At 67.2% G+C, this 23281-nt stretch carries 20 protein-coding genes and 1 tRNA gene; 14 read left to right on the top strand and 7 right to left on the bottom strand.

All coding sequences use genetic code 11. The features are described from left to right. The first annotated feature begins 204 nt into the window (after window positions 1–204). The 6 genes from FZ033_RS11990 to FZ033_RS11970 all read left to right on the top strand — a co-directional run bounded on the left by FZ033_RS11990 (window position 205) and on the right by FZ033_RS11970 (window position 5838). Window positions 205–789, top strand: a complete 585-nt coding sequence (locus FZ033_RS11990) for a hypothetical protein (RefSeq protein WP_149576362.1) — start codon at window positions 205–207, stop codon at window positions 787–789. A 13-nt stretch (window positions 790–802) separates the two neighbouring features. Continuing rightward, window positions 803–1237 (top strand): hypothetical protein, encoded by a 435-nt coding sequence (locus tag FZ033_RS11985; RefSeq protein ID WP_210247883.1) that lies wholly within the window; start codon window positions 803–805, stop codon window positions 1235–1237. A gap of 11 nt (window positions 1238–1248) precedes the next feature. Further along, window positions 1249–1449: a hypothetical protein gene (locus FZ033_RS11980; RefSeq protein WP_149576361.1), complete on the top strand. Its 201-nt coding sequence runs from the start codon at window positions 1249–1251 to the stop codon at window positions 1447–1449. 407 nt (window positions 1450–1856) lie between these two features. Next, on the top strand, window positions 1857–2099 hold the full coding sequence (locus FZ033_RS24665; RefSeq protein ID WP_408068481.1) for a helix-turn-helix domain-containing protein: 243 nt from the start codon (window positions 1857–1859) through the stop codon (window positions 2097–2099). A gap of 465 nt (window positions 2100–2564) precedes the next feature. Beyond that, window positions 2565–5192: a DUF3987 domain-containing protein gene (locus tag FZ033_RS11975; RefSeq protein ID WP_149576360.1), complete on the top strand. Its 2628-nt coding sequence runs from the start codon at window positions 2565–2567 to the stop codon at window positions 5190–5192. A gap of 85 nt (window positions 5193–5277) precedes the next feature. Then, entirely contained in the window at window positions 5278–5838 is a 561-nt protein-coding gene (locus FZ033_RS11970; protein WP_149576359.1) for a terminase small subunit, read from the top strand. Window positions 5839–6037: 199 nt separating this feature from the next. Here FZ033_RS11970 and FZ033_RS11965 read toward each other — a convergent pair. Together FZ033_RS11965 and FZ033_RS11960 are read right to left on the bottom strand one after the other, a co-directional pair. Further along, window positions 6038–6127, bottom strand: a tRNA-Ser gene (locus FZ033_RS11965). A 322-nt stretch (window positions 6128–6449) separates the two neighbouring features. Continuing rightward, entirely contained in the window at window positions 6450–8909 is a 2460-nt protein-coding gene (locus FZ033_RS11960) for a transketolase (protein ID WP_232847449.1), read from the bottom strand. Window positions 8910–9084: 175 nt separating this feature from the next. On the opposite strand from FZ033_RS11960, the gene FZ033_RS11955 reads away from it, so the two are divergent. From FZ033_RS11955 to FZ033_RS11935, 5 genes are all read left to right on the top strand, one after another. Next, the gene (locus FZ033_RS11955) at window positions 9085–9546 is read left to right on the top strand and encodes an Lrp/AsnC family transcriptional regulator (protein ID WP_149576358.1); all 462 of its coding nucleotides are present in this window, start codon (window positions 9085–9087) and stop codon (window positions 9544–9546) included. A gap of 52 nt (window positions 9547–9598) precedes the next feature. Then, window positions 9599–10396, top strand: coding sequence for a DUF72 domain-containing protein (locus tag FZ033_RS11950; protein ID WP_149576357.1), 798 nt, complete (start codon window positions 9599–9601; stop codon window positions 10394–10396). A gap of 154 nt (window positions 10397–10550) precedes the next feature. Continuing rightward, window positions 10551–11546, top strand: a complete 996-nt coding sequence (locus tag FZ033_RS11945) for an HlyD family secretion protein (protein ID WP_149576356.1) — start codon at window positions 10551–10553, stop codon at window positions 11544–11546. Between the two features lie 38 nt (window positions 11547–11584). Next, window positions 11585–14344, top strand: coding sequence for a ribosome-associated ATPase/putative transporter RbbA (gene rbbA / locus FZ033_RS11940; RefSeq protein ID WP_269152269.1), 2760 nt, complete (start codon window positions 11585–11587; stop codon window positions 14342–14344). Window position 14345: 1 nt separating this feature from the next. After that, on the top strand, window positions 14346–15515 hold the full coding sequence (locus FZ033_RS11935) for an ABC transporter permease (protein ID WP_149576355.1): 1170 nt from the start codon (window positions 14346–14348) through the stop codon (window positions 15513–15515). A gap of 22 nt (window positions 15516–15537) precedes the next feature. On the opposite strand, the gene FZ033_RS11930 is transcribed toward FZ033_RS11935, so the two are convergent. The 3 genes from FZ033_RS11930 to FZ033_RS11920 form a co-directional block, all read right to left on the bottom strand. Then, on the bottom strand, window positions 15538–15984 hold the full coding sequence (locus FZ033_RS11930) for an RrF2 family transcriptional regulator (RefSeq protein WP_149576354.1): 447 nt from the start codon (window positions 15982–15984) through the stop codon (window positions 15538–15540). A gap of 94 nt (window positions 15985–16078) precedes the next feature. After that, on the bottom strand, window positions 16079–16666 hold the full coding sequence (locus FZ033_RS11925; protein WP_149576353.1) for a septation protein A: 588 nt from the start codon (window positions 16664–16666) through the stop codon (window positions 16079–16081). 160 nt (window positions 16667–16826) lie between these two features. Then, a complete protein-coding gene (locus tag FZ033_RS11920; RefSeq protein ID WP_149576352.1) occupies window positions 16827–17498 on the bottom strand; it encodes a biosynthetic peptidoglycan transglycosylase in 672 nt (223 codons plus the stop codon). A 149-nt stretch (window positions 17499–17647) separates the two neighbouring features. On the opposite strand from FZ033_RS11920, the gene FZ033_RS11915 reads away from it, so the two are divergent. From FZ033_RS11915 to FZ033_RS11905, 3 genes are all read left to right on the top strand, one after another. Next, on the top strand, window positions 17648–18589 hold the full coding sequence (locus FZ033_RS11915; protein WP_188079442.1) for a polyprenyl synthetase family protein: 942 nt from the start codon (window positions 17648–17650) through the stop codon (window positions 18587–18589). Between the two features lie 232 nt (window positions 18590–18821). Beyond that, window positions 18822–20141 carry a flavin monoamine oxidase family protein gene (locus tag FZ033_RS11910; protein ID WP_149576351.1) on the top strand — a complete coding sequence of 440 codons (1320 nt, stop codon included), beginning with the start codon at window positions 18822–18824 and terminating at the stop codon, window positions 20139–20141. A 105-nt stretch (window positions 20142–20246) separates the two neighbouring features. Further along, on the top strand, window positions 20247–21599 hold the full coding sequence (locus tag FZ033_RS11905; protein ID WP_149576350.1) for a flavin monoamine oxidase family protein: 1353 nt from the start codon (window positions 20247–20249) through the stop codon (window positions 21597–21599). A 47-nt stretch (window positions 21600–21646) separates the two neighbouring features. Here FZ033_RS11905 and phoB read toward each other — a convergent pair whose 3' ends face one another. Beyond that, entirely contained in the window at window positions 21647–22348 is a 702-nt protein-coding gene (phoB, locus tag FZ033_RS11900; protein WP_011995880.1) for a phosphate regulon transcriptional regulator PhoB, read from the bottom strand. An 82-nt stretch (window positions 22349–22430) separates the two neighbouring features. Beyond that, entirely contained in the window at window positions 22431–23159 is a 729-nt protein-coding gene (phoU, locus tag FZ033_RS11895) for a phosphate signaling complex protein PhoU (protein ID WP_011995879.1), read from the bottom strand. Window positions 23160–23281 lie beyond the last annotated feature (122 nt).

Genomic DNA, 23281 nt, shown 5'->3' with positions numbered 1-23281 from the left:
AACGCGGGACGACCTCGGAGCCATCCGAAGCATGGCGCCCACAGCGCTTGTGGTCAATCCGAGTTCAGCCCAACGATTCATCCCTCTGATGGATGCCGCTGGATCGATTCAAATGTTTCATTGGACGGTCGGCAAAGCTGCCACGTAGTTTCTTGGCGTTGCACAACGTCGCACTCGATAAGCAATCTAGTAATGGAGAATTATGTGGCCACAATCCTGAATAAATCCGCCTCAATCGCTGAAATGGTCGATGAGTTCGCTGCCAGAATAGCGGAAATTGAGAAAATTGACGCGGAGGGGTATCGGCTGGAGGCGGTTTCGCTTGCCAACGTGCCGGTGCCGGACGATGAATTGCTCGAAGCGAAGGTCTTCGGCCGCTCCCTCTTCGATCAGGCTCGCGATGGGCGGCGCATTTCGAGATGCGAGGCGAAGCGCGATCTGAGGGTGACGGGTGAAGTTGAACTGCTCGCCCGCCTGGAGGCATGGGACGCTCAACGTGAAGAGGCCTTCATTGCCTCGGGACTGCGGGCGCTGGAGGTCTGCATCGCCGAACTCCAGAGCGAGGCCGACGCATTGGCAGCGCGGATCGCGAAGACGCCTGCCACCACCGTCGCCGATATTGCCCTGAAGGTTCGGGCGCTTCGGATTGCGCAGGGTGACGATGTGCTGCCGCCTCGCTTCGCTGCAATCCTCGCTGACGATGAGCGCCGTTCAGAGGATCGCATGGGTGCCGGCATCGTTCGGGATATGCTGGCGCTGGTAGCGGCGTCCACGCCCGCTCAGGCTTGATGGGGGGCATCACATGCGCACCATCATCGCATCCATCGTCCTGCTGCTGTCTGCCAGCGCTGCCGGGGCCGTCTGTCCCTTCGATCCGAATTGCCTCAACAATCCCTATGGCGCAGGCAGTCCCTACAAGCCCGATGGGCTCATGAACCCATATTCCGACCGAGGGAGCCCCTACAGCAACAATTCGTGGACCAATCCGTACGCGACCAATGCGCCGAAGCTCTATGACGAGCGGGGCAATTATCGGGGCGGCTCAGCACCAATCCTTTCGATCCGGACAGTACGAGCAACCCGTTCGGACGCTACGGGAGCCCATCTTCTCCCGACAGCATCAACAATCCTTTTGGCGCAGGCAGCCCATTTGGGGGAAACATCTACGTCCGACCCTGATATTTTCCGACGAAGCCCCGCGCCTCGCTCGCAGGGCTTGATCCGCAATCCCAAATAAAGGAAGTCAAAATGAACGTCTCAAGCAATGACATGATTTATCTCAGGGTATTTAGCCTAATTCGCCCCGTTCCAGCCGACGCAACTGTTGAAGAAATTGAATTACATATGGATAGAATCAATCCTTATATAGCCCGGCCATCCGATGAGCGTTTCGCCAATGTACTGCGTACTTCACTCGCTGACTGCGAAAAACGCCTGATTGAGGCTTGAGTCGAACTGGTTCTGTCCGCCCTCGCCACCTCCATGGCGGGGGCATTTTTCATGGGCGAAGCGACTTCATAGTGTGGAGGACTAGCTGCGTCGAGAGACTGTCACCTGAACAGTACGGAGACCAAAGCTATAATTATTTTCCTTTTGTTTTTCGGTATTTGTCTTGCCGTAAGAGGGTAATTTTTGATTTTTCGCCAAAAAAGTACCCGATACCCCCCACATCCAAGCGTAATTATGGAAAATTCGTCACGCGTCGCGTTTTTCGCGACTAACGGGACGCTTTCAAACGGCTCCGAATCCTGTTACGTGCAGAATCACCGGCGCAGTAGGTGCCGCTTACCCTTTGCCAGATTTGGCGCACAATGGGGTTGGCGGCTTGATGCTCCAGCTCCAAGATACTGGAGTTGATGATGTCAGCCGCCTCCCGCCCCTTCGCAATACGTCCAAACGATTTTCCAGCTCTCTACGGTATTAGTCGTACACGCGCCTTTGGGTTGATCGCTTCCGGTGCCCTTCCAGCTCGGAAGGTGGGGCGCACAACTCTCGTCCTCTCCGAGGACGTTGAAAAGTTCCTCCGATCCCGCCCCATCGGCCTCGATCCGGCGCCCGATGCGGCCATCGCCGCGCGCAAGGCAAAGAGGGGAGCCTGAGATGCAAAGCAGCTTTCGCTCGCGAAACGTGAACCTCTCGCCGGCAGGAGAGAGCTGCGGGACCTGCCGGCACTTCCGCCCGCACAATCCCGGCAGAGCCTACGAGGGCGAATGCCGCGCCGCCCGTCCAGGGCGAGGCTGGCCCCGCTGGCCTCAAGTCGATTCTCGTGGAGACTGGTGTGCAGAGTGGCGGCGAGACCCCACTGCCGGCGACGATTTTAACAGGCAGACGCGCGGAGAGTTCGAGGACGAACAGCGTCGATTTCGCAAGAGGTGAGCACTAAATTTCGCGCCGTCTGTCGAGATAGTTCGATGCGTAAAAAATAAGAAGGGCCGACCTTGTGGAGAGGTCAGCCTCTTCAAAAGCAAAGGTTTTGCAACCATGGGCAATATATCTAGTCTACCTCTCGCAGGCAAAGCAAAATTCTTGAAAAGCGCAATAGATCAGTTCGTGGAGCGCTCGTAATGCCCGTCGCGCTTGATCCTCCGTTCGATCCAAGCACCATCCAGACGAACGCGAAGCTTGCTTCCGCGTTGGCGCCTTCGCTCGCGATCTTCCCCTGCGGCGAGGCGAAGACGCCGGTCTATGGCGTGCCATGGAAGTCGGCGCGTCCGGGCCAGATCGACCGCGTGCAGCGGTGGTGGGCCGATCATCCAGATGCCATGCCCGGCATCCACCTCGGTGCGGTTGAGCTTATCGTGATCGATGCCGATGGTGCGGAGGGTATCGCCTCGTTCGAGCGGCTGGCGGAACCCCAGGGTGGTGTGCCCGAATGTATTATGGTCGATACCCCGAGTGGCGGCCGGCATTACTATTTCCGCCAACGGGCCGGGGAGGCGCTGGGGAACGGTCGCGGCTCACTGCCGCCTAAGCCAGAGTGCAATATCGACGTGCGCGGAGCTGGCGGATACACAATTGCTCCAGACGCAACGCGCGAGGACGGGGTGTACCTCTACCCCGATGGTGATCCGCTCGACATCCTGCAGGCACCAGAGCTTCCGGCGTGGCTGCACGACATACTAAGCAGTAAGGAGGCTGGCAAAGCAGAGGAAATCGCCCCGGAACCCTTGCAGCCACAGGCTTTAGGGGCGGCGGTCCCGCCCAAGGAAATCAGTCACCAGACCGGTCGCGCGCTCGACATGCAGCACCCACGGCTGCGCGCCTGGGTGGAGAAGGCTTTCGACGACGAAATCCAGGCGCTGGCGCAGTGCGGGCGCGGCGGCCGCAACAACCAGCTCAACACCTCGGCGTTCGCGATCTTTCAGCTCGTCGCGGCTGGATGGGTGGCCGAAGACACGGCACACGCAGCCCTGGTGCAGGCGGCAGAGGCGTGCGGGCTTGTGAAGGATGACGGGCGCCGGGCGGTGCTCAAGACCATCTCCTCGGCCCGGCGCGGTGGGATGGCCCAGCCCCGCGAGGTGCCAGAGGAGTTCATTCGCGACGAAGAGATCGCCGCGTCCGCCGTCGCGCTGAACCGCGATCTGGCTGTCTCGGCAGATGGCACGCTGCACGATGCCGCCACGGGCGAGGTGATCGATCGGGAAGCGGTTGGCAGCACTTGGGTGCTCCCGGATCTTTCCATGCTTCGCGAAGGCCGCCGTGCGCCTCCCACGTTCGATGTGACATGGCTCGGGCCTCATCTCGCGCGGTGGGCGGAGGCCCAGGCCCGCGCAGCGTGCGCTCCAATTGATTACGTCGCCGTCTCTATGATTGCCCTGGTGGGCGGCCTCCTCGGCAACCGCCGTCGCCCCATCGCGGGCACTGGGTGGGAGGAGCCACCCACCTTGTTCGCGGCCCTCGTGGGCCAACCTAGTTCGGGAAAAAGCCCGGCATCGTCAGCGGTCATGAGCCTCGTAAACAAGGAAGAGGCGGACCTCGACGCCGACTACCGCCAGCGCCTGTTCGAGTACGAAGCTGAGAAGCTGGCGGCCGACGCGATCATGGCGGCGCACAAAACTGCAGCACGCGAGGCAATGCGTGCTGATCCGGCACTCGCAGCCGCAATTCCCGTCAAGCTGCCAGAGGGTTTCCGCGAGCCGACGAAGCCCCGCTTGAAGCGGATCGTTGTCCGCGACAGCACGACCGAGCGTCTCGCCACCCTTTCGGCAGAGAACCCCGCAGGCCTCATCCTTCACCGAGACGAACTCGCGGGCCTGCTGGCCAGCTTCGGCAGATACAGCGGCGGAGGCGGCAGCGATCGCCAATTTTTCCTCGAATGCTATGGTGGTCGTGCGTTCACGGTGGATCGCGTGAAGAGCGACGATCCCATTCGCGTTCCAAACTTGTCGATTGGCATCATCGGGGCGCTTCAGCCAGACAAAGCCGCCGAGCTGCTGAAGGGCGCGGACGATGGCTTCGTCTCACGGTTCCTTTGGTCTTGGCCTGATCCTGTCCCCGGTTTCCGGATTGCGCGAGAAGCTCTCGACCGAAGCCCAGCTGAGCGCGTGGTGAGCCGCATTTGCCGGCTGCACATGAACTCAAACCCGGTACCCCTGCCTGATAGCCCGATCTTGCTGAAACTGGAAGAGCGCGCCCTCGCAGAGCTGGAGCGGTTCGCGCTGGACATGAAGGCGCGCGAAGCGGGAGCTTCACCGCTCATGAAGTCGGCGCTTGGCAAAGCGCGTGGGCACGCTCTGCGGCTGTCCGCCATCCTCACCATCCTGTGGTGGAGCGCCGATCCGCGAGCGTCCTTCGAGGAGCCCGCAGACATCGGCGAGGCTGCCGTCGCAACGGCATGCGAGATGATGACCGATTATTTTCTCCCCATGGCCGAACGCGTGTTCGGCGACGCCTCAATCCCGGTGGCAGAAACCAATGCTGCGACCCTTGCCCGCCACATCCAGGCGAAGAGGCTGCCGGCTTTCAATGCTCGCGAATTGCGACGGACGGTCGGCGGCGGGCTCCGGACGGCTGAGGCGATGGATGCGGCGTGCGCCGAACTTGTCGAGGCTGGGCTCGTCAGGCCGGTCGTGGACCCCAAGGCAGGGCGCGGGCGGAAATGCAGGGGGTTCGAGGTAAACCCAGCAATGTTCGGCGGTGACGTTAATTCGGCACGGCCGTTCAATTCCGGCACTGGCGCGAAATCGAAATAGTTTTCGCAACAGCTTGAAATGAAAAGATAAATTTATTTCGTCGATTTCGGCATTTTGGCGCAAAGAAAGAGAAGGATAGTGTGAAATGACACCGAAACAGCGCGTGTTCGTTCGCGAGTACCTCATCGACCTGAATGGCACGCAGGCTGCGATCCGGGCAGGGTATAGCCCTCGAACGGCAGTGAAGATTGGGAGTGAAAACCTCCTGAAACCAGACATCGCACGTGAAATTCAGCGTGCCATGGACGAACGGTCCGCTCGGACGGGGGTGACGGCTGAACGCGTCCTGCAAGAGCTGGCGCGCATCGCCTTCCTCGACATCCGCAAGGCGTTCAATCCGGACGGCTCGATGAAGCCGCTCGATCAGCTCGACGACGAGACTGCCGCAGCGATTGCCGGCCTGGAGGTTTACGAGGAACTCGATCCTGACGGCGTGGTCGTTGTCGGTCGCGTCAAGAAGCTGAAGCTGTCCGACAAGATTGGCGCTCTTCAGCTCCTCGCCCGTCACCTGGGCCTGCTCAACGACAAGCTCACCCTCAAGGGCGATGCGGAAAACCCGCTGACGCTGCTCGTGAAAGCAGTACAGGGCACTTCGATCAAGCCGGTTCAGACCAGCGCGATCGCTCCAGCCCTATCGACGCACTGAGAGCAGCAACCGAAGAGGTCTGGCTGGTCGAGGGGGGCTGCCCACCGGGGCGGCCCCCTTGGCATTCTAGGGGGCTACAGTCCCGCAGCGTCCGGTTCGATCCCGGTGAAGCCAGTGTCGTGCGGTGGGGTTGGCGGTGGGGTCGAGATGAAACGAACGCTAAAAACGCGTTATATTTCAATTACTTATGTCTATAAACTGGCGGAGAGGGGGGGATTCGAACCCCCGATACGGTCGCCCGTATGCCGCATTTCGAGTGCGGTGCATTCGACCACTCTGCCACCTCTCCGCGAGGGCACGGCGCGCCGGGGCGCCGAGCATGTGGTTCTGCGCTTCTAGCGGACCCGAAGCGCCACGACAAGCCGTCCGATGACATGGCAGGCCATGTCCCCACAAGCCCGCCGACGGCACTTCGGCGATCTGCCACCGCCAAACCCACCGGCGCAGGGTGGGGCGCTGGCAGGCGGCGCGCGGGCGGTGCTGCATCCATCGCTGGGTGATACCCATGGCCCGCGGGATCGACTCATGGGCCAAAGGTCAAGCCCGGGCGGCGCCTGGGTGCTCTGCCGGAAGAATTCCGGCGTAAAGGTATATGAGCCGTTCCTCGTATCCTACACCGCCTTGAGGTGCCGCAGCGGCCGGCCGGGGGAGATGGCCTGGGCGGCGGCGACGATGGCGGCGGTGTCGAGGCCGTAGTGGGCGTAGAGGTCGGACAATGTCCCGGTCTGGCCGAAATGCTCCACGCCCAGCGCCCGCAAGCGATGGCCCGCCACCGCGCCCAGCCAGCCCAGCGTCGCCGGATGGCCGTCGATGACGCTGACGATGCCGCAATGGCGGGGCAGCGGCTCCAGCAGGCGCTCCACGTGGCTGGTGGCGCCGGCAAAGCCGCGCTCGCGGGCGCGGGCAGCCGCGGTCCAGCCGGCGTTGAGCCGGTCGGCGGAGGTGACGGCGAGCAGGCCCACGTCGCGCCGGTCCTCGGCGATGAGGGCCACCGCCGCGATGGCCTCGGGGGTCACGGCGCCCTGCACCGCCACCACCACTTCGCAATTGGGGCCGGGCTCGCGCAGCCAGTAGGCGCCGTCCACGATGCCGCGCTTCTGCGCCGCGCTCAGCACCCGCTTCGGCTGCTCCAGCGGGCGGGTGGAGAGGCGGAAATAGACCGAGCCGCCGGTCTCGTCGCGCAGCCAGTTGCGCTCGTCGCCGACCCCCTCGCCGTCGCGCTGCACATAGTCGAAGGCAAATTCCATCAGCACCGCCAGCTCGTCCACGAAGGCCGGCTCGAAGGCGGCGAGGCCGTCCTGCGCCATGCCGATGAGCGGGGTGGAGATGGACTGGTGCGCCCCGCCCTCGGGGGCCAAAGTGATGCCGGAGGGCGTCGCCACCAGGATGAAGCGGGCGTCCTGGTAGCAGGCATAGTTCAGCGCATCGAGGCCGCGGCAGATGAAGGGGTCATACAGCGTGCCCACCGGCACGAGGCGCGCGCCGAACAGGGAATGGGAGAGGCCGAAGGCGGACAGCGTCAGGAACAGGTTCATCTCGGCGATGCCCAGTTCCAGGTGCTGGCCTTTGGGCGAGAATTCCCAGGCGAAGGTGGAGGGGATACGCTCGCGCTTGAACACGTCCGCCAGCGCCGCGTGGGCGAACAGGCCGCGCCGGTTCACCCATGGCCCCAGATTGGTGGAGACGGTCACGTCCGGCGAGGTGGTGACGATGCGATCGGAAAGCGCACTCTCGCCCTTGGCCAGATCCTGGAGGATGAGGCCGAAGCCGGCCTGGGTGGAGATCACCGGATTGGGCGGCGGCGCCAGCGGCGGGACAGCGAGGGCAGGGTCGGTGAAGCGGCGCGGGCCGCCCTGCGCGAACGGCACGCGGGCGAGGAAGGCGGCAAGCTCGGAAGCCGGGCGGTTCAAGCCCTCGAAGGGCTCCCATTCGCGGCCCTCGCCCACCCCCATGGCGGCGCGCAGGGCCTCCATCTGGGCCGGGGTCATGAGGCCGGCGTGGTTGTCCTTGTGGCCGGCCAGCGGCAGGCCGAAGCCCTTCACCGTGTAGCACAGGAAGGCCACCGGCCGGTCGTGGTCGATGGCGTCGAAGGCGGCGATGAGGGCGGCGATGTCGTGGCCGCCCAGATTGGTCATGAGGGCGGACAGCTCGGCATCCGAGCGCCGCGCGATGAGGGCGGACACCTCGCCCTGGTCGCCGAGGTCGTCCATCAGCCGCTTGCGCCAGGCCGCCCCGCCCTGGAAGGTGAGCGCGGAATATTCGGCATTGGGGCAGGTGTCGATCCAGCTCTTCAGGGCGGCGCCGCCCGGCTCGGCGAAGGCGGCCTGCTGCAGGGTGCCGTATTTGAGCACGACCACCTGCCAGCCCATGGCTTCGAAGATGCCGGTGAAGCGCTCGTAGAGGCCCTCGCGCACCACGCCGTCGAGGCTCTGGCGGTTGTAGTCGATGATCCACCAGGTGTTGCGCACCTCGTGCTTCCAGCCCTCCAGCAGGGCCTCGAAGACGTTGCCCTCGTCCAGCTCCGCATCGCCGACGAGGGCGATCATCCGCCCCTTGGGCCGGTCGCCGGCGAGGCCGTGGGCGTGGACGTAATCCTGCGCGAGGCTGGCGAACAGGGTCTGCGCCACGCCGAGGCCCACGGAGCCGGTGGAGAAATCCACGTCGTCCGCGTCCTTGGTGCGGGAGGGGTAGGATTGGGCGCCCTTGAAGCCGCGGAAGTTTTCCAGCCGCTCGCGGGTCTGGCGGCCGAACAGATATTGGATGGCGTGGAAGATGGGGCTGGCGTGGGGCTTCACCGCCACCCGGTCCTCAGGCCGCAGCACGTGGAAATAGAGCGCGCTCATGATGGCGGCCAGCGAAGCGGAGGAGGCCTGATGGCCGCCCACCTTCAGCCCGTCCGTGCTCGGGCGAAGATGGTTGGCGTTGTGGATCATCCAGCTCGCCAGCCACAGCACCTTGCGCTCCAGCTCGGCGAGGATGGCAAGGTCCGCCGCGCTCGGCGGCGCGGGGCGCGGGCACAGGGGGGCGGAGAGGACAGCAGGGGAAGTCGGGTGAGAGGTGTGGCGGTCCATAGAGCGTTCCTCGGGGGCGTTCCTCGACGGGCGCGCTTCAAGCCCGGCTTTTGGGCCGGCGCGCCGCTGACGCACAGTCTAGCGCGACTGGCCCGGCAGGTTCGGTCAAATCCACCTTAACAAGCGACCGCACGCAGCATAATCTGCCAATTTATATCACTTCTGGAGCGAAAACGTGCGCCTCGATGCCATAGACCGGAAGATCCTCGCCGCCCTTCAGCGCGACGGGCGCATGAGCATCGCCGATCTCGCGGACGAAGTGGGCCTCTCCCCCTCGCCATGTCTGCGGCGCGTGCGGGCGCTGGAGGAGGACGGGCTCATCTCGCGCTATGTGGCGGTGCTGGACCAGCGCAAGGCCGGGCTGCCGGTGAGTGTCTTCGTCTCCATCAAGCTGGAGCGGCAGAAGGAGGAGGCGCTGGATGCCTTCTCCGCCGCCATCCGCACCTGGCCGGAGGTGCTGGAATGCTATCTCATGACCGGCCAGCGGGATTACCTTTTACGGGTGGTGGCGGCGGACCTCGATGCCTATGAGAGGTTCCTGAAGCAGAAGTTGACCCGGCTGGAGGGCATCGCCTCCATCGAAAGCTCGTTTTCGCTGGAGCAGGTGAAGTATTCCCATGTCCTGCCCCTGCCCTGAGGGCGCGCGGACGGCGGCGACAAGGTCGGCAACACGGCAAGGAGGAAGCCCCATGAGCGTGCGCGTCGGCATCGGCGGATGGACGTTCGAGCCCTGGCGGGGCGTGTTCTACCCCGAAGGCCTGGTCCAGAAGAAGGAGCTGCCCTTCGCGGCCGAGCGCCTGAAGACCATCGAGATCAACGGCACCTTCTATCGCACGCCCTCGGCCAAATCCTGCGCCGACTGGGCGGGGCAGGTGCCGGACGGCTTCGTCTTCGCCCTCAAGGCGATACGCTACGTCACCCATCGGCGGGTGCTGGCGGAGGCGCAGGAGAGCGTCGGCAAGTTCATCGCCAGTGGCATTGTCGAGATGGGCGACCGGCTCGGCCCCATCAACTGGCAGTTCGCGGCCACCAAGGCCTTCGACCCGGAGGATTTCGCAGCCTTCCTCGCCCTCCTGCCGGAGAGCCACGAGGGGGTGAGGCTGCGCCATGCGGTGGAGGTGCGGCACCCCTCGTTCGCGGTGCCGGAGTTCGTGGCGCTGGCGCGCAAGCACAAGGTGGCGGTGGTCTATGCCGACCACGACGACTACCCAGCCATCGCCGATGTGACGGCGGACTTCACCTATGCCCGGCTCCAGCGCACGCGGGCGGAGGTGGAGACCGGCTATGATTCCGCCGAGCTGGACCGCTGGGCCAGCGCCGCCCATGCCTGGGAGAAGGGGGCGGTGCCGGAGGGCCTGCCCACGCTCGCCCCGGCGGCGAAGGCTGGAAAGGCCAAGCGCGACGTGTTCGTCTACCTGATCAGCGGCGCCAAGGTGCGCAATCCGGCCGGGGCCATGGCGCTGCAGGCGCGGATCGATGGCCATTGACCTTGATCAACGCCGTATTGCTGCACCGCCGTAAGTTGTAACCTGAAGTCCGCCCCGAAGCCCCGCGGGAGTGGCCTGCCGTCGCATCCCCTTGCCGGCACCTTTTCGCAGGACCTTCCGCGGGCGCGTCTGCACGCCGAAAAGGTGTCCTTTCATGAAGCGCACGCTTGTCATCCTCCTGGCCGTCCTTGCCGTCGTCGGCGCGGGGGGCGCGGGCGCCTGGTACATGGCGAGCCGCAGCCGCGCCCTGCCGCCGGGCTTCGCCTATGGCAACGGCCGCATCGAGGCGACGCAGGTGGACGTGGCCACCAAGGCTGCCGGCCGCGTGCTCGACGTCCTCGCGGAGGAAGGCGACTTCGTCCATCAGGGCCAGGTGGTGGCCCATATGGATGTGGCGGAGACCGCCGCCGCCCTGCGCACCGCCGAGGCGCAGGCGAGCCAGGCCCGCCAATCCCGCGACACCGCCACTCACGTTGTCGAGCAGCGCAAGGGCGAGCTGGACCTCGCCGCCAAGGAGCTGGAACGCCAGCAGACCCTCGTCGCCAAGGGCTTCGCCACCGAGCAGAAGGTGGATCAATACACCACCACCAAGCTCACCGCGCAGGCCGCCCTGGCGGCCGCGCAAAGCAGCCTCGCGGCCAGCGAATCCGCCATCCGCGCCGCCGAGGCGGAGGTGGAGCGCCTGACCCGCATGGTGGACGACGGCACGCTCACGGCGCCGAAGTCCGGCCGCGTCATCTACCGTCTCGCCGAGCCCGGCGAGGTGCTGGGCGCGGGCGGCAAGGTGCTCACCTTCATCGACCTCTCCGATGTCTACATGACCATCTTCCTGCCCGCCTCCGATGCCGGCGCCATCACCCTCGGCGCCGAAGCGCGGCTGCTGCTGGAGCCCCTGCCCGACCGCGCCGTGCCGGCTGCCGTCTCGTTCGTGTCGGCGCGGGCGCAGTTCACCCCCAAGCAGGTGGAAACCCAGCGCGAGCGCGACCGCATGATGTTCCGCGTGAAGCTGCGCGTGGCCCGCCCGCTGGTGGAGAAATACCTGGAGCAGGTGAAGACCGGCGTGACCGGCGTCGGCTACGTGCGGATGGACCCCAAGGCGCAGTGGCCCTCCTGGCTCCAGTCCGACCTCGTGGGCGAGGCCGCACGGTGAGCGAGGAGCCAGTGAGGGAGGAGCCGGTGCGCGAGGTGATGGCGGGCGCCGGGGCGGACATCCCCCGCGCCGACGCCATTCCTGCGGAGGCGCCCGGCGCCGCCGTCCATCTGGCCGGCATCCGCCACCTCTATGGCCACACCGTTGCGGTGGAGGGGCTGGACCTCGCCATCGCGGAAGGCGCCTCCGTGGCGCTGGTGGGGCCGGACGGGGTGGGCAAGTCCACGCTGCTCGGCCTCATCTCGGGGGCGAAGCGCATCCAGCACGGCAAGGTGGAGGTACTGGGCGCGGATTTTTCCGACCATCGCGCCCGCGAGGCGACGCAGCCGCGCATCGCCTTCATGCCGCAGGGGCTGGGGCGCAACCTTTATCCCAACCTCACGGTGGCGGAGAACATCGCCTTCTTCGCCCGCCTGTTCGGCGAGGAAGCCGGCACCAGGGGCGGACGCGTCGCCCCGCTGCTCGCCGCCACCGGCCTTGATCCTTTCGCCGACCGGCTCATGCGCAAATTGTCCGGCGGCATGAAACAGAAGCTGGGCCTGTGCTGCGCGCTGGTCCACGACCCCGACCTGCTGCTGCTGGACGAGCCCACCACCGGCGTCGATCCCCTGTCGCGCCGCCAGTTCTGGGATTTCATCGAGACCATCCGCGCCGCCCGCCCGGGCCTGACCCTGCTGGTCGCCACCGCCGACATGGAGGAGGCGGCGCGCTTCGAGCGGGTGGTAATGGTGGATGCCGGCCGCATCCTCGCCGACGGCAGCCCAGCGGAGCTGCTGGCGCGCACCGGCCAGCCGAACCTGGAGCGCGCCTTCATCTCGCTCTTGCCGGAAGGCCAGCGCGGCGACGGCGACGGCACGGAGCACATGGAGGCCATCGCGCCCGACGCGCCCATCGCCATCGAATCGCGCGGCCTCACCCGGCAGTTCGGGGATTTCGTGGCAGTGGACCATGTGAGCTTCAAGATCCGCAAGGGCGAGATCTTCGGCTTCCTCGGCTCCAACGGCTGCGGCAAGTCCACCACCATGAAGATGCTCACCGGCCTGTTGCCGGCCTCCTCCGGCGAGGCGCTGCTGTTCGGCGTGCAGGTGGACCCCACCGACATCGAGACCCGCCGGCGCGTGGGCTACATGAGCCAGGCCTTCTCGCTCTATGGCGAACTCACGGTCCGCCAGAACCTCGACCTGCACGCGCATCTGTTCTCCCTCCCGGAGGAGGAGGCGCACCGGCGCATCGCCGAGCTGGTGCGCGCCTTTGATCTTGCCAGCCACCTCGACGCCCTCGCCGACGGCCTGCCCCTGGGTGTACGCCAGCGCCTGTCGCTGGCGGTGGCGGTGCTGCACGAGCCGGAAGTGCTGATCCTCGACGAGCCCACCTCGGGCGTGGACCCGGTGGCCCGCGACAATTTCTGGGACCATCTCCAGCGCCTGTCGCGGGAGGACGGCGTCACCATCTTCGTCTCCACCCATTTCATGGGCGAGGCGGAGCGCTGCGACCGCATCTCCTTCATGCATGCGGGCAAGGTGATCGCCACCGGCACGCCGGATGCCCTGAAGGCGGAGAAGCAGACGGCGACGCTGGAGGAGGCCTTCGTAGCCTACATGGAGATGGGCGGCCGCGCGGCGCAGACCGACGCCCAACTGCCGCCCCCTGCCCCAAGGGCGGCCGGACGACCCGCCGCCTTCTCCCCGCGTCGCCTCGGCGCCTATGCCTGGCGCGAGGCGCTGGAGCTGAAGCGCGATCCGGTCCGGCTCGGCTTCGCCCTGCTGGGCACGGCGTTCCTCATGATCATCTTCGGCTACGGCATCACCCTCGACGTGGACAAGCTGCGCTTCGCCGTGCTCGACCGCGACCAGACGCCGGAAAGCCGGGCCTATGTGGACGGCTTCGCCCACTCCCCCTATTTCGTCGTGCAGCCACCGCTCGCCGACCCGGACGACCTCGACCGGCGGCTGAAATCCAATGCCATCGCCTTCGCCATCGAGCTGCCGCCGAATTTCGGGGCAGACCTGCGCTCCGGGCGGCCCACCGAGGTGCTGGTGACCATTGACGGCGCCATGCCGTTCCGCGCCGAGACCATCCAGGGCTACGTGGCGGCGGTCCACGCCCTGTTCCTGTCGGACGCCGCGCAACAGGCGGGGCGAACCCTGTCGACGGCGGCGACGCTGGAGATGCGCTATCGCTACAACCAGTCGTTCCGCAGCCTCGACGCCATGGTGCCGGCCACCATCGCGCTCATGCTCATCTTCATCCCGGCCATCCTCACCGCCCTGGGGGTGGTGACGGAGAAGGAGCTGGGTTCCATCACCAATCTCTACGTCACGCCGGTCACCAAGCTGGAATTCCTGCTGGGCAAGCAACTGCCCTATGCGGGTGTGGCCTTCTTCAACTTCGGCGTCATGGTGCTGATGGCCCTGTTTTTGTTCGGGGTGCCGCTGAAGGGCTCGTTCCTCGGGCTGGCGCTGGGGGCGCTCGCCTATGTGCTCGCCACCACTGCCATCGGCCTTGTCTCTTCCACCCTCACCAACACCCAGGTGGCGGCCCTGTTCGGCACCGCCATCGGCACCATGATGCCGGCCACCCAGTTCTCCGGCATGATGCAGCCTGTGGCGACGCTGGAGGGCGGGGCGTGGGTGCTGGGCACCTTCTTCCCCACCACCTATTTCATGCGCATCAGCGTGGGCGCCTTCACCAAGGGGCTGGGCTTCTTCGAGCTTCTGCCCTTCGTCCTCGCCACCGCCGCCTTCTGGCCGGCGCTGCTGGGGCTCGCCTTCCTCATCCTGCGCAAGCAGGAGGCCTGAGATGGCGGCGCCTTCCCCTCCCCTTGCCAAAGCTCCTCCCCGCTGGCGCGCCTTCCTCGGCAATGTGCGCGAGCTGGTGGTGAAGGAACTCATCAGCCTGTGGCGCGACCGGGCGCTGCTGGTGCTGGTGGTCTATTCCCTCACCCTCGCCATCGTGCTGCAGGCCAACGGCATGAAGCACGACCTCAACCGCGCCACGGTGGGCGTGGTGGACGAGGACAGTTCCGCCCTCTCCAACGCCATCCTCGACGCCCTGCTGCCACCACGCTTCCAGCGGCCGGTGCCGCTTGCCCCGCAGCAGGTGGACCCGGGCATGGATGCGGCGCGCTACACCTTCGTCATCAACTTCCCGACCGACTTCCAGGCGGACGTGCTGGCCGGCCGCGCCCCCTCGGTGCAGCTTCTCATCGACGCCACCTCCCTGATGCAGGCGGGCCTCGGGGCCAACGACATCTCCGCCATCTTCCAGGAGGAAGTGAACCGCTTCGTGCTGCGCCATTCGGAGGGGGTGGCGAGCCCGGTGGAGCTTCAGGTCCGCGTCGCCTTCAACCAGGGGCTGGAATCCTCCTGGTTCACCGGCACCATGGGGCTCATCACCAACATCACCATGCTCTCGGTCCTGCTGGCCGGCGCCGCCCTGATCCGCGAGCGCGAGCACGGTACGCTGGAGCACCTTCTGGTGCTGCCGGTGCGCCCGTCCGAGATCATGCTGGCCAAGATCCTCGCCAATGGCGCGGTCATCCTCGCCGGCTCCGCCTTCAGCATCGTGGTGGTGCTGAAATGGGGGCTCGGCATGGGGATCGCCGGCTCCATCCCGCTGTTCCTGGCGGGCGCGGCGCTCTACCTGTTCTTCACCGCGTCGCTCGGCATCTTCCTCGGCACCCTGGCCGGGTCCATGCCGCAGTTCGGGCTGTTGTTCTTCCTCACCGTCCTGCCCATGAACATGCTGTCCGGCGGCTTCACGCCGCTGGAGAGCATGCCGCAATGGCTGCAGGTGGTGATGCAGGCCTCGCCCTCGACCCAGTTCGTGGCCTTCGCCCAGGCCATCCTCTATCGCGGGGCGGGTCTCGAGACGGTGTGGCCGCGCTTTGCGGCCACCTTCGGCATGGGCGTGCTGTTCTTCGCCGTGGCGCTGGCGCGCTTCCGCGTCTTCCTCGCCGCCCAGCAATAGGGGAGACGGGCCGCAGCCCCGCTCAGATATAGTCCACGAAGGAGGACAGGGCTTCCCGCGAGAGATCGCGCATCTGGGCGAGGGTGTAGGTGTCGAGCACGGTGCCGATGGCGTCGCGCACCTGCACCATGAGCATGCGCACCTCGCAGGTGGCCACGTCGCAGTCCTCGCACACTTCGTAGGCGTTGCGGCTGGCGCAGGGGAAGGGTGCGAGCGGCCCGTCGAGGGCACGGATCATCTCGCCCACCACGATATCCTCCGGCGCCTTGGCGAGGCGGTAGCCGCCGAGCTTGCCCTTCTTGGAGGACAGGAAGCCGGCATTGCGCAATTCGCCAAGGATGACGTCGAGGAATTTCTTCGGGATGTTGTTGGCCTCGGCGATGTCGGCCACCTGCGTGGACCCGCCCGGAGGCAGTCGGGCCAGGTGGACCGCGGCCTTGAGACCGTACTTTCCTTTTTTCGTCAGCATGCTGGGCCCTCTTTTGGGCTTATGCGGATGTGCGAAGCCTCAGTCAACCGGCAGGCGTGTGCAAAATGGAGGTGCGAGAGGCCGGAGCGGCGCATCAGCCCTCCTGCGGGCCGTCCTTCAGCTCGTGGCGAGCCATGAGCGGGGCCTGGGCCATGGCGAAGGCGAAGGTGAGCGGGAGGTAGCCGAAGGTCTTGAACGCCACCCAGGTATCGGTGGAGACCGAGCGCCACACGATTTCGTTCAGCACTGCCATGACCAGGAAGAACACCCCCCAGCGGATGGTCAGGACCCGCCAGCCCTCCTCGGTGAGCTTCACCATGCCGTCGAACACATAAGGCAGCAGCGGCTTCCTGAAATAGAGCCCGCCCAGCAGCAACACGCCGAACAGGGCATTCACCATGGTGGGCTTCATCTTGATGAAATGGTCGTCCTGCAGCCACAGGGTCAGGCCGCCGAACACCATCACCACCAGCGCCGACACCAGCGGCATCACCGCGATGCGCCGCGCCAGCGCCCACATGGCAGCCAGCGCCGCCAGCGTCGCCACCATGAACACGCCGGTGGCCACATAGATGCCGCCATAGCCGTTGGCGGCGAAGAACAGCACCAGCGGGCCGATCTCGAGGCCGATCTTGAGCCAGGGGCTCATCCTGGGGCGGGCGGGGGCGGTGGATTGCGTCATGACCGGGCCGGTGGGAGGAACGCATGCGCCGGATAACCGGCGCCTCGCGTCCCCCATGTGGCGCCTGCAAGCGCCACAATCAAGAAGGTTGGCGCCTGCAGGCGCCACAATCGAGCCGTTCGGGGCTTGTGACTGCACGTTCAGGGCACTTTCGGCAGCCCTATCGCAGCGGCCCGAGGCAGGCCGTCAGCTCAGGCCCCTCCCGGGGCACCCGGGCCTGGAGCCGGGCGGCGAGGCGTTCCACCCCGGCGGACGGATTGCCCGCATCCCGCCGCCGGGGGTTGGGCAGCATCACCGCCAGCAGGGCCGCCTGCCGCGCATCCAACCGCGCCGCCGGGATGCCGAAGGCCCGGCGCGCCCCCGCCTCCACCCCGAACTCCCCGTTCGGCCCCCATTCGGCGATGTTGAGATAGATTTCGATCAGCCGTCGCTTGCTCACCACCAGGTCCAGCCACAGGGCGAGCGGGATCTCGAACGCCTTGCGGATCAGCGCCCGACCCGGCCACAGAAACAGGTTCTTGGCGATCTGCATGGGGATGGTGGAGGCGCCGCGGGCGTCGTCCAGCTCGTCCGCCTTGTCGATGGCGGCGCGCATCTCGTCGAGGTCGACGCCCCAATGGCTGCAGAAGCTCGCATCCTCCGAGGCGATGACGGTGCGCACCAGCGCCGGCGACATCTGCTCGATGGGCGTCCAGACCCGCTCCACCCGCTTGCCTTCCACCCACCGCACCAGCATGAGGGTGGAGACCGGATTGACCACGTTGTAGGCGATGGACAGCACCACCGGGATCGCGGCGAGGGCCAGCAGCACGCGCAGCACCAGAGCGACCATCAAAATCCTCCCTCGCCCGCCGGGCGCGGCCAATCGGCTTGACCCGGCCTTCTGGTTGGGGCACCCGGTGGCCCCCGTCAACGGCGCGCCCGGCTTGGGCGTTCCCTCCCGCCCCGTTTGTGGCTCGCTGGCCCCAAGGTGACCCGATCGTGACGCTTCCCCTCAAGGACCAGCTCGCCCTCAAGGACCGGCTCGACGCCTCCGCCGCGGCCACCGAGGCCCGCCTGGCCCTCGCCCTCGCCGACGCCGCCCTGCCCGGTGAGCGGCTGCGGCCCGAGCGGCTGATGGCCGCCATGCGCCACGGCGCGCTCGGCGGCGGCAAAAGGCTGCGGCCCTTTCTGGTGATTGAAAGCGCGGCCCTGTTCGGCATTCCGGCAGCGCAGGCGGTGACCGCCGCCACCGCCATCGAGTGCATCCACTGCTATTCCCTGGTCCATGACGATTTGCCGGCCATGGACGACGACGATCTGCGTCGGGGCCGACCCACCGTCCACCGGGCCTATGACGAGGCCACCGCCATCCTCGCCGGCGACGGCCTGCTCACCCTCGCCTTCGACCTGCTAGCGGGGGAGGATGCCCATCCCGATGCGGCCGTGCGCATCGCCCTGGTGCGGGTGCTGGCGCGCGCGGCGGGCATCGGCGGCATGGTGGGCGGGCAGATGCTGGACCTCGCTGCCGAGGGCCGCTTCTCCGACGGCGCCCTTACCCTTGCGGAAGACGCCATCCGCGACCTCCAGGCTATGAAGACCGGCGCGCTGCTGGCGGTATCCGTGGAGGCCGGCGCGCTGCTCGGCGGCGCCACCGTGGCCGAGCGCGAGGCGCTCCTGGCCTATGGCCTGGCGCTGGGCGCCGCCTTCCAGATCGCCGACGACATCCTCGACGTGGAGGGCACCGCCGAGGAGGTGGGCAAGAAAGTGGGCAAGGACGCCGCCGCCGGCAAGGCGACCCTGGTCTCCCGCCTCGGCCTGCCCGCCGCCCGCACCCTGCTCGACCGTCTGGTGGCCGATGCGAGCGCCGCCCTCGCCCCCTTCGGCGCGCGCGGCGCGGTACTGGCCGAAGCCGCTTTGTTCGTGGCGAACCGGCGCAACTGAGGCTCAGACCATCGGCCTCGATCTTCGCCCAAGGCCAAGTGGGTCCGCTCACGCGCCGCGCGGGCTTGACCCATAGCCCATGAGCCAAGCTCACGGGCCATGTGGATTGTCCCCGTTCCCGCGCCCCCCTCCCGCGCGCGATCATGTGACGGGCGCGCCCATCAGGCCGGTTCAATCCGGGCCGATCCGGCCCTATGGTCGCGTCCGAGACGGATAAGGCCGGACCATCGTGATGAACCGCCGCAAATTGCTCGCCCGAGGGGCCGCGCTGGCCGCGGTGCCCCTTGCCGGTCCCTATGCCGCCCTGGGGCAGGCGTCGGAGAGCGACGTCATCATCATCGGCGCCGGCGCGGCGGGTATCGCCGCGGCCCGCCGCATCGCCGAGGCCGGGCGCAGCTATGCGCTGATCGAGGCCTCCGGCCGGGTGGGCGGACGCGCCTTCACCGACACGACGATCTTCGGCGTCCCGTTCGATGTGGGCGCCCACTGGATTCACACCGCAAGCCTTCATCCCCTGTCCGCCTTCGGGCGCGCGGCGGGCCTCGACATCTATCCCGCGCCCGACAACGGCCGGTTCTTCATGGATGGCGTCGAGGCGAGCGATACCGATCATGACTCCTTCTTCGCCGCGGTGAAGCGGGGCGAGCGCGCCATCGTCGCCACCGGCGAGGCCGGGCGGGATGTCGCCGCCGCCCGCGCGCTGCCCAACCTCGGCGAGTGGGGGGAAAGCGTCCGGTTCGCGCTGGGACCGTTCTCCTGCGCCAAGGAGCTGGACCAGGTCTCAACCGTGGATTTTTCAAGGTCCGAAGAGAAGGACGAGGACGAATTCTGCCGGCAGGGCTTCGGCACACTGGTGGCGAAACTCGCCGCGCCGCTCAGCGTCCGCCTTGGCACTGCCGCCCGGACGGTGGACCTCGGCGGGCGCCTGGTATCCGTCGCCACCGATCGCGGAACGCTCAAGGGCCGCGTGGTCATCATCGCCGTGCCGCCCAGCGTGATCGCCGCCGGCAAGCTGCGCATCCTGCCGCGCCTGCCGGAGCGCTACCACACCGCCGTGGAGACCATCACCCTCGGCACCTACGACCACATCGCCTTCGACCTGCCGGGCAACCCCGCCGGGCTGAAGGTGGACGAACTCATCTATTTCAAGGTGGAGGGGCCACGGGCCTACGGCCTGCTGGCGCGCATCAACGGCGGCAGCCTCAACAGCCTGGAGGTGGCCGGCGCCATCGCCGAGGATCTTGCCAACGGCCCGCCGGAGGCGGCACGCGCCTTCCTCATGGAGGCGCTGACCCATGAGTTCGGCGCCCGCACGGCGGCGCGGGTCGGCAAGGTGCACGCCACCCGCTGGAGCCGCGAGCCATGGGCGCTGGGCGCCTTCACCTGCGCCCTGCCCGGCTACGCCCACATGCGCCAGGCCTTCATGGAGATCGTCTCCGACCGCCTGGTCTTCGCGGGGGAACACGCCCATGAAACCCTGTGGGGCTCCGTCGGCGGCGCCTGGCTCTCCGGCGAGCGGGCGGCCCGGCAGGCGCTGGGCGTGCTGGAGTAGCAGGCGGCGCCCCGGCCGATCACCGGGACGAGCCGGTGGCGCGGCGCCCCCTCTTCTCTCCTCGCCCCCTCCCCCGCGCGCGCGGGCCATGCTAGCGTCCGGCCCGTGACCGATCCGCGCCTTTTCCCCCTCACCCGCCGTGCCTTCCTTGCCGGAGGCGCCGCCCTCGGCGCCCTGCCATTGGGCGTCACCCGCGCGCTTGGCCAGCAGGGCGAGGCGGATGTCATCATCATCGGCGCCGGTGCCGCCGGCATCTCCGCCGCCCGCCGCATCGCCGAGGCGGGGCGCTCCTATGTGCTGATCGAGGCGACGAACCGGGTGGGCGGGCGCACCGTCACCGACACCGCTGTGTTCGGCGTGCCCCTCGACCTCGGCGCGGCGCGGCTGAACATGCCGGCGGCCCGCCCCATGGCGGCCTATGGCCGGGCGGAAGGGCTGGACATCACCCGCGCCCCCGAGGGCGGACGGCTCTATGTGAACGGGCGCGAGGCCCGCGACACGGATTATGAGGCCTTCGTCGCCACGGTGCGCCGCGCCGAACGCGCCATCGGCGCCGCCGGCGATGCCGGCCGCGACATGCCCGCCGCCCGCGCCCTGCCCGACCTCGGCCCGTGGGGGCCGACCGCCCGCTTCGTGGTCGGGCCCATCGATTGCGCCAAGGACCTCGACCAGGTCTCCACCGTGGATTTCGCCCGCGCCGAAGAGCGCGAGGGCGAGGAAATCTGCCGCCAGGGCATCGGCACGCTGGTGGCCCAGCTGGCGCGTCCGCTGACGGTGCGGCTGGAGACGGTGGCCCGCAGCGTGGAGCTGAGCGGCCGCTTCGTCACCGTGCAGACCAACAAGGGTACCCTTCAGGGGCGCTCGGTCATCGTCGCTGTGCCGCCGAGCGTGATCGCCAACGGCCGGCTGCGCATCCTGCCCAACCTCCAGCCGCGCTATCGCATGGCGGTGGAGAAGATCACCCTGGGCGCCTACGACCACATCGCATTCCGCCTGCCACGTAACCCGGCCGGCTTCGCGGCGGACGAGACCGTCTATTTCAAGGCGGACGGCCCGCGCGCCTACATGATGCGCGCCCGCATCGGCGGCACCGACCTCTATACGCTGGACGTAGCCGGCGACACCGCGGCGGGCCTTGCCAACGCCGCGCCCGAGGCGGCGGCAGCCTTCGCGAAGGAGGCACTGACGCGGGAATTCGGCGCCGACACGGCGGTGCGGATGGGCAAGGTGCACGCCACGCGCTGGAGCAAGGAGCCCTATGCGCTCGGCGCCTTCTCCTGCGCCCTGCCCGGCTACGGCAATATGCGCCGCGCCTTCATCGAGACTGTGGGCGGCCGCATGGTGTTCGCCGGCGAGCATGCCCACGAGACCCTGTGGGGCACGGTGGGCGGCGCCTGGCTGTCGGGCGAGCGGGCGGCCCGGCAGGTGCTGGGGCTGATCGGGGTGCGCTCGGGTTAGCCTTTCGGGCTCCCAAGGCCGCTTCGTCCCCCAAGCTCCCCCAAGCCTCAATGGGAGCGGGCGAACATCTCGTTGAAGGAATAGCCCGCCCCGCGCACGGTGCGGATGGGATCGGACTGGCGGCCGCGGTTGATGGCCTTGCGCAGGCGACCCACATGCACGTCCACCGTGCGCTCGTCGATATAGACGTCCTGGCCCCACACCCCGTCGAGCAGTTGCTCCCGAGAGAACACGCGGCCGGGGCTCTGCATCAGGAATTCCAGCAGGCGGAACTCGGTGGGGCCCAGATGCACCTCGCGGCCGGCGCGGTGGACCCGGTGGGTCTCCCGGTCCAGCTCGATGTCGCCGGCGCGCAGCAGGGTGGCCACGTGCTCGGGCTTGGCCCGGCGCAGCAGGGCGCGCACGCGGGCAAGCAGCTCGGGCACCGAGAACGGCTTCACCACATAATCGTCGGCGCCGGTGGCAAGGCCGCGCACGCGCTCGGTCTCCTCACCGCGGGCGGTGAGCATGATGACGGGCAGGCGCTCGGTCTCCGGACGGGTGCGCAGGCGCCGGCACAGCTCGATGCCGGACAGGCCCGGCAGCATCCAGTCGAGGATGACGAGATCAGGCACGCTCTCGCGCAGCCGCGTCTCGGCCTCGTCGCCACGGCCGACGCTCTCCACGCCGTAGCCCTCCGACTCCAAATTGTAGCGGAGCAGGAGGGTCAGGGGCTCCTCGTCCTCGACGATCAGAATATGCGCCGGCACTGTCTATCACCCGTCTTGACTACTGCGGCCGCCCGGCCCGGATGGACCGGGATCAGCCATCACGTCCGCTCAGGACCAGTCCTCAGGCCTGGGCGGAACGTCCCGGAAAAGCCAGGGTGGTCTCGCTGGAGGCATCCGCCTTGGGGCGGCTCTCCGGCAGGTTCTGGCCGGTGACCATATAATAGACGATCTCCGCGACATTGGTCGCGTGGTCGCCGATGCGCTCGATGTTCTTCGCGCAGAACAACAGGTGCGTGCACACGGAGATGTTGCGCGGATCCTCCATCATATAGGTGAGGAGCTCGCGGAACAGGGATGTGTACATGGTGTCGATGGCGCCGTCGCGGCCCCACACTTCCACCGCCTTGGCCTCGTTACGGGCGGCGTAGGCGTCGAGCACTTCCTTCAGCTGCTCCAGCACCAGGTCGGAGATGTGCTCCACGCCCCGCACGAGCTTGGCCGGATGATACTCACCCTCGATGGCGATGACGCGCTTGCCCACGTTCTTGGCCAGATCGCCGATGCGCTCGAGGTCGTTGGCGATGCGGATCGCCGACACGATCTCCCGCAGGTCGTTGGCCACCGGCTGGCGCTTGGCGATGACGAGGATGGCGCGATCCTCGATCTCGCGCTGCATCTGGTCCACGGTGCTGTCGAGCAGCACCACCTTCTGGGCCAGGGCGCCGTCACGCTTGATGAGCGAGGAAACGCCGTCGGCCACCAGCCGCTCGGCGAGGCCGCCCATCTCCACCACCTTGCGGCCGATTTCCTTCAACTCCTGGTCGAAGGACGAAACGGTATGCTCCGGCATCGGAATGATCCTTTTCAAGCATTTTCCAGCGAAGTGGACACCGGTTCGCGTGACGAAAATGCGCTAAAGCAAAAATAGGAAGCGACCTTGTGACGGAAAGACCCGCAAGGCCGCTTGAGCCT

The sequence above is a fragment of the Xanthobacter oligotrophicus genome (genome assembly GCF_008364685.1).
GTDB classification, from domain to species: Bacteria; Pseudomonadota; Alphaproteobacteria; order Rhizobiales; family Xanthobacteraceae; genus Xanthobacter; species Xanthobacter oligotrophicus.
This window is presented reverse-complemented; position numbering and strand designations above follow the sequence as displayed.

Coding starts and splice junctions, on each gene's coding strand:
- FZ033_RS11975 (WP_149576360.1), top strand. CDS start 2,565: ATGCCCGTCGCGCTTGATCCTCCGTTCGATCCAAGCACCATCCAGACG.
- FZ033_RS11970 (WP_149576359.1), top strand. CDS start 5,278: ATGACACCGAAACAGCGCGTGTTCGTTCGCGAGTACCTCATCGACCTG.
- FZ033_RS11950 (WP_149576357.1), top strand. CDS start 9,599: ATGAGCGTGCGCGTCGGCATCGGCGGATGGACGTTCGAGCCCTGGCGG.
- phoU (WP_011995879.1), bottom strand. CDS start 23,159: ATGCCGGAGCATACCGTTTCGTCCTTCGACCAGGAGTTGAAGGAAATC.
- FZ033_RS11980 (WP_149576361.1), top strand. CDS start 1,249: ATGAACGTCTCAAGCAATGACATGATTTATCTCAGGGTATTTAGCCTA.
- FZ033_RS11910 (WP_149576351.1), top strand. CDS start 18,822: ATGAACCGCCGCAAATTGCTCGCCCGAGGGGCCGCGCTGGCCGCGGTG.
- rbbA (WP_269152269.1), top strand. CDS start 11,585: ATGGCGGGCGCCGGGGCGGACATCCCCCGCGCCGACGCCATTCCTGCG.
- FZ033_RS24665 (WP_408068481.1), top strand. CDS start 1,857: ATGATGTCAGCCGCCTCCCGCCCCTTCGCAATACGTCCAAACGATTTT.
- FZ033_RS11960 (WP_232847449.1), bottom strand. CDS start 8,909: ATGGACCGCCACACCTCTCACCCGACTTCCCCTGCTGTCCTCTCCGCC.
- FZ033_RS11945 (WP_149576356.1), top strand. CDS start 10,551: ATGAAGCGCACGCTTGTCATCCTCCTGGCCGTCCTTGCCGTCGTCGGC.
- FZ033_RS11935 (WP_149576355.1), top strand. CDS start 14,346: ATGGCGGCGCCTTCCCCTCCCCTTGCCAAAGCTCCTCCCCGCTGGCGC.
- FZ033_RS11920 (WP_149576352.1), bottom strand. CDS start 17,498: ATGGTCGCTCTGGTGCTGCGCGTGCTGCTGGCCCTCGCCGCGATCCCG.
- FZ033_RS11930 (WP_149576354.1), bottom strand. CDS start 15,984: ATGCTGACGAAAAAAGGAAAGTACGGTCTCAAGGCCGCGGTCCACCTG.
- FZ033_RS11985 (WP_210247883.1), top strand. CDS start 803: ATGCGCACCATCATCGCATCCATCGTCCTGCTGCTGTCTGCCAGCGCT.
- FZ033_RS11925 (WP_149576353.1), bottom strand. CDS start 16,666: ATGACGCAATCCACCGCCCCCGCCCGCCCCAGGATGAGCCCCTGGCTC.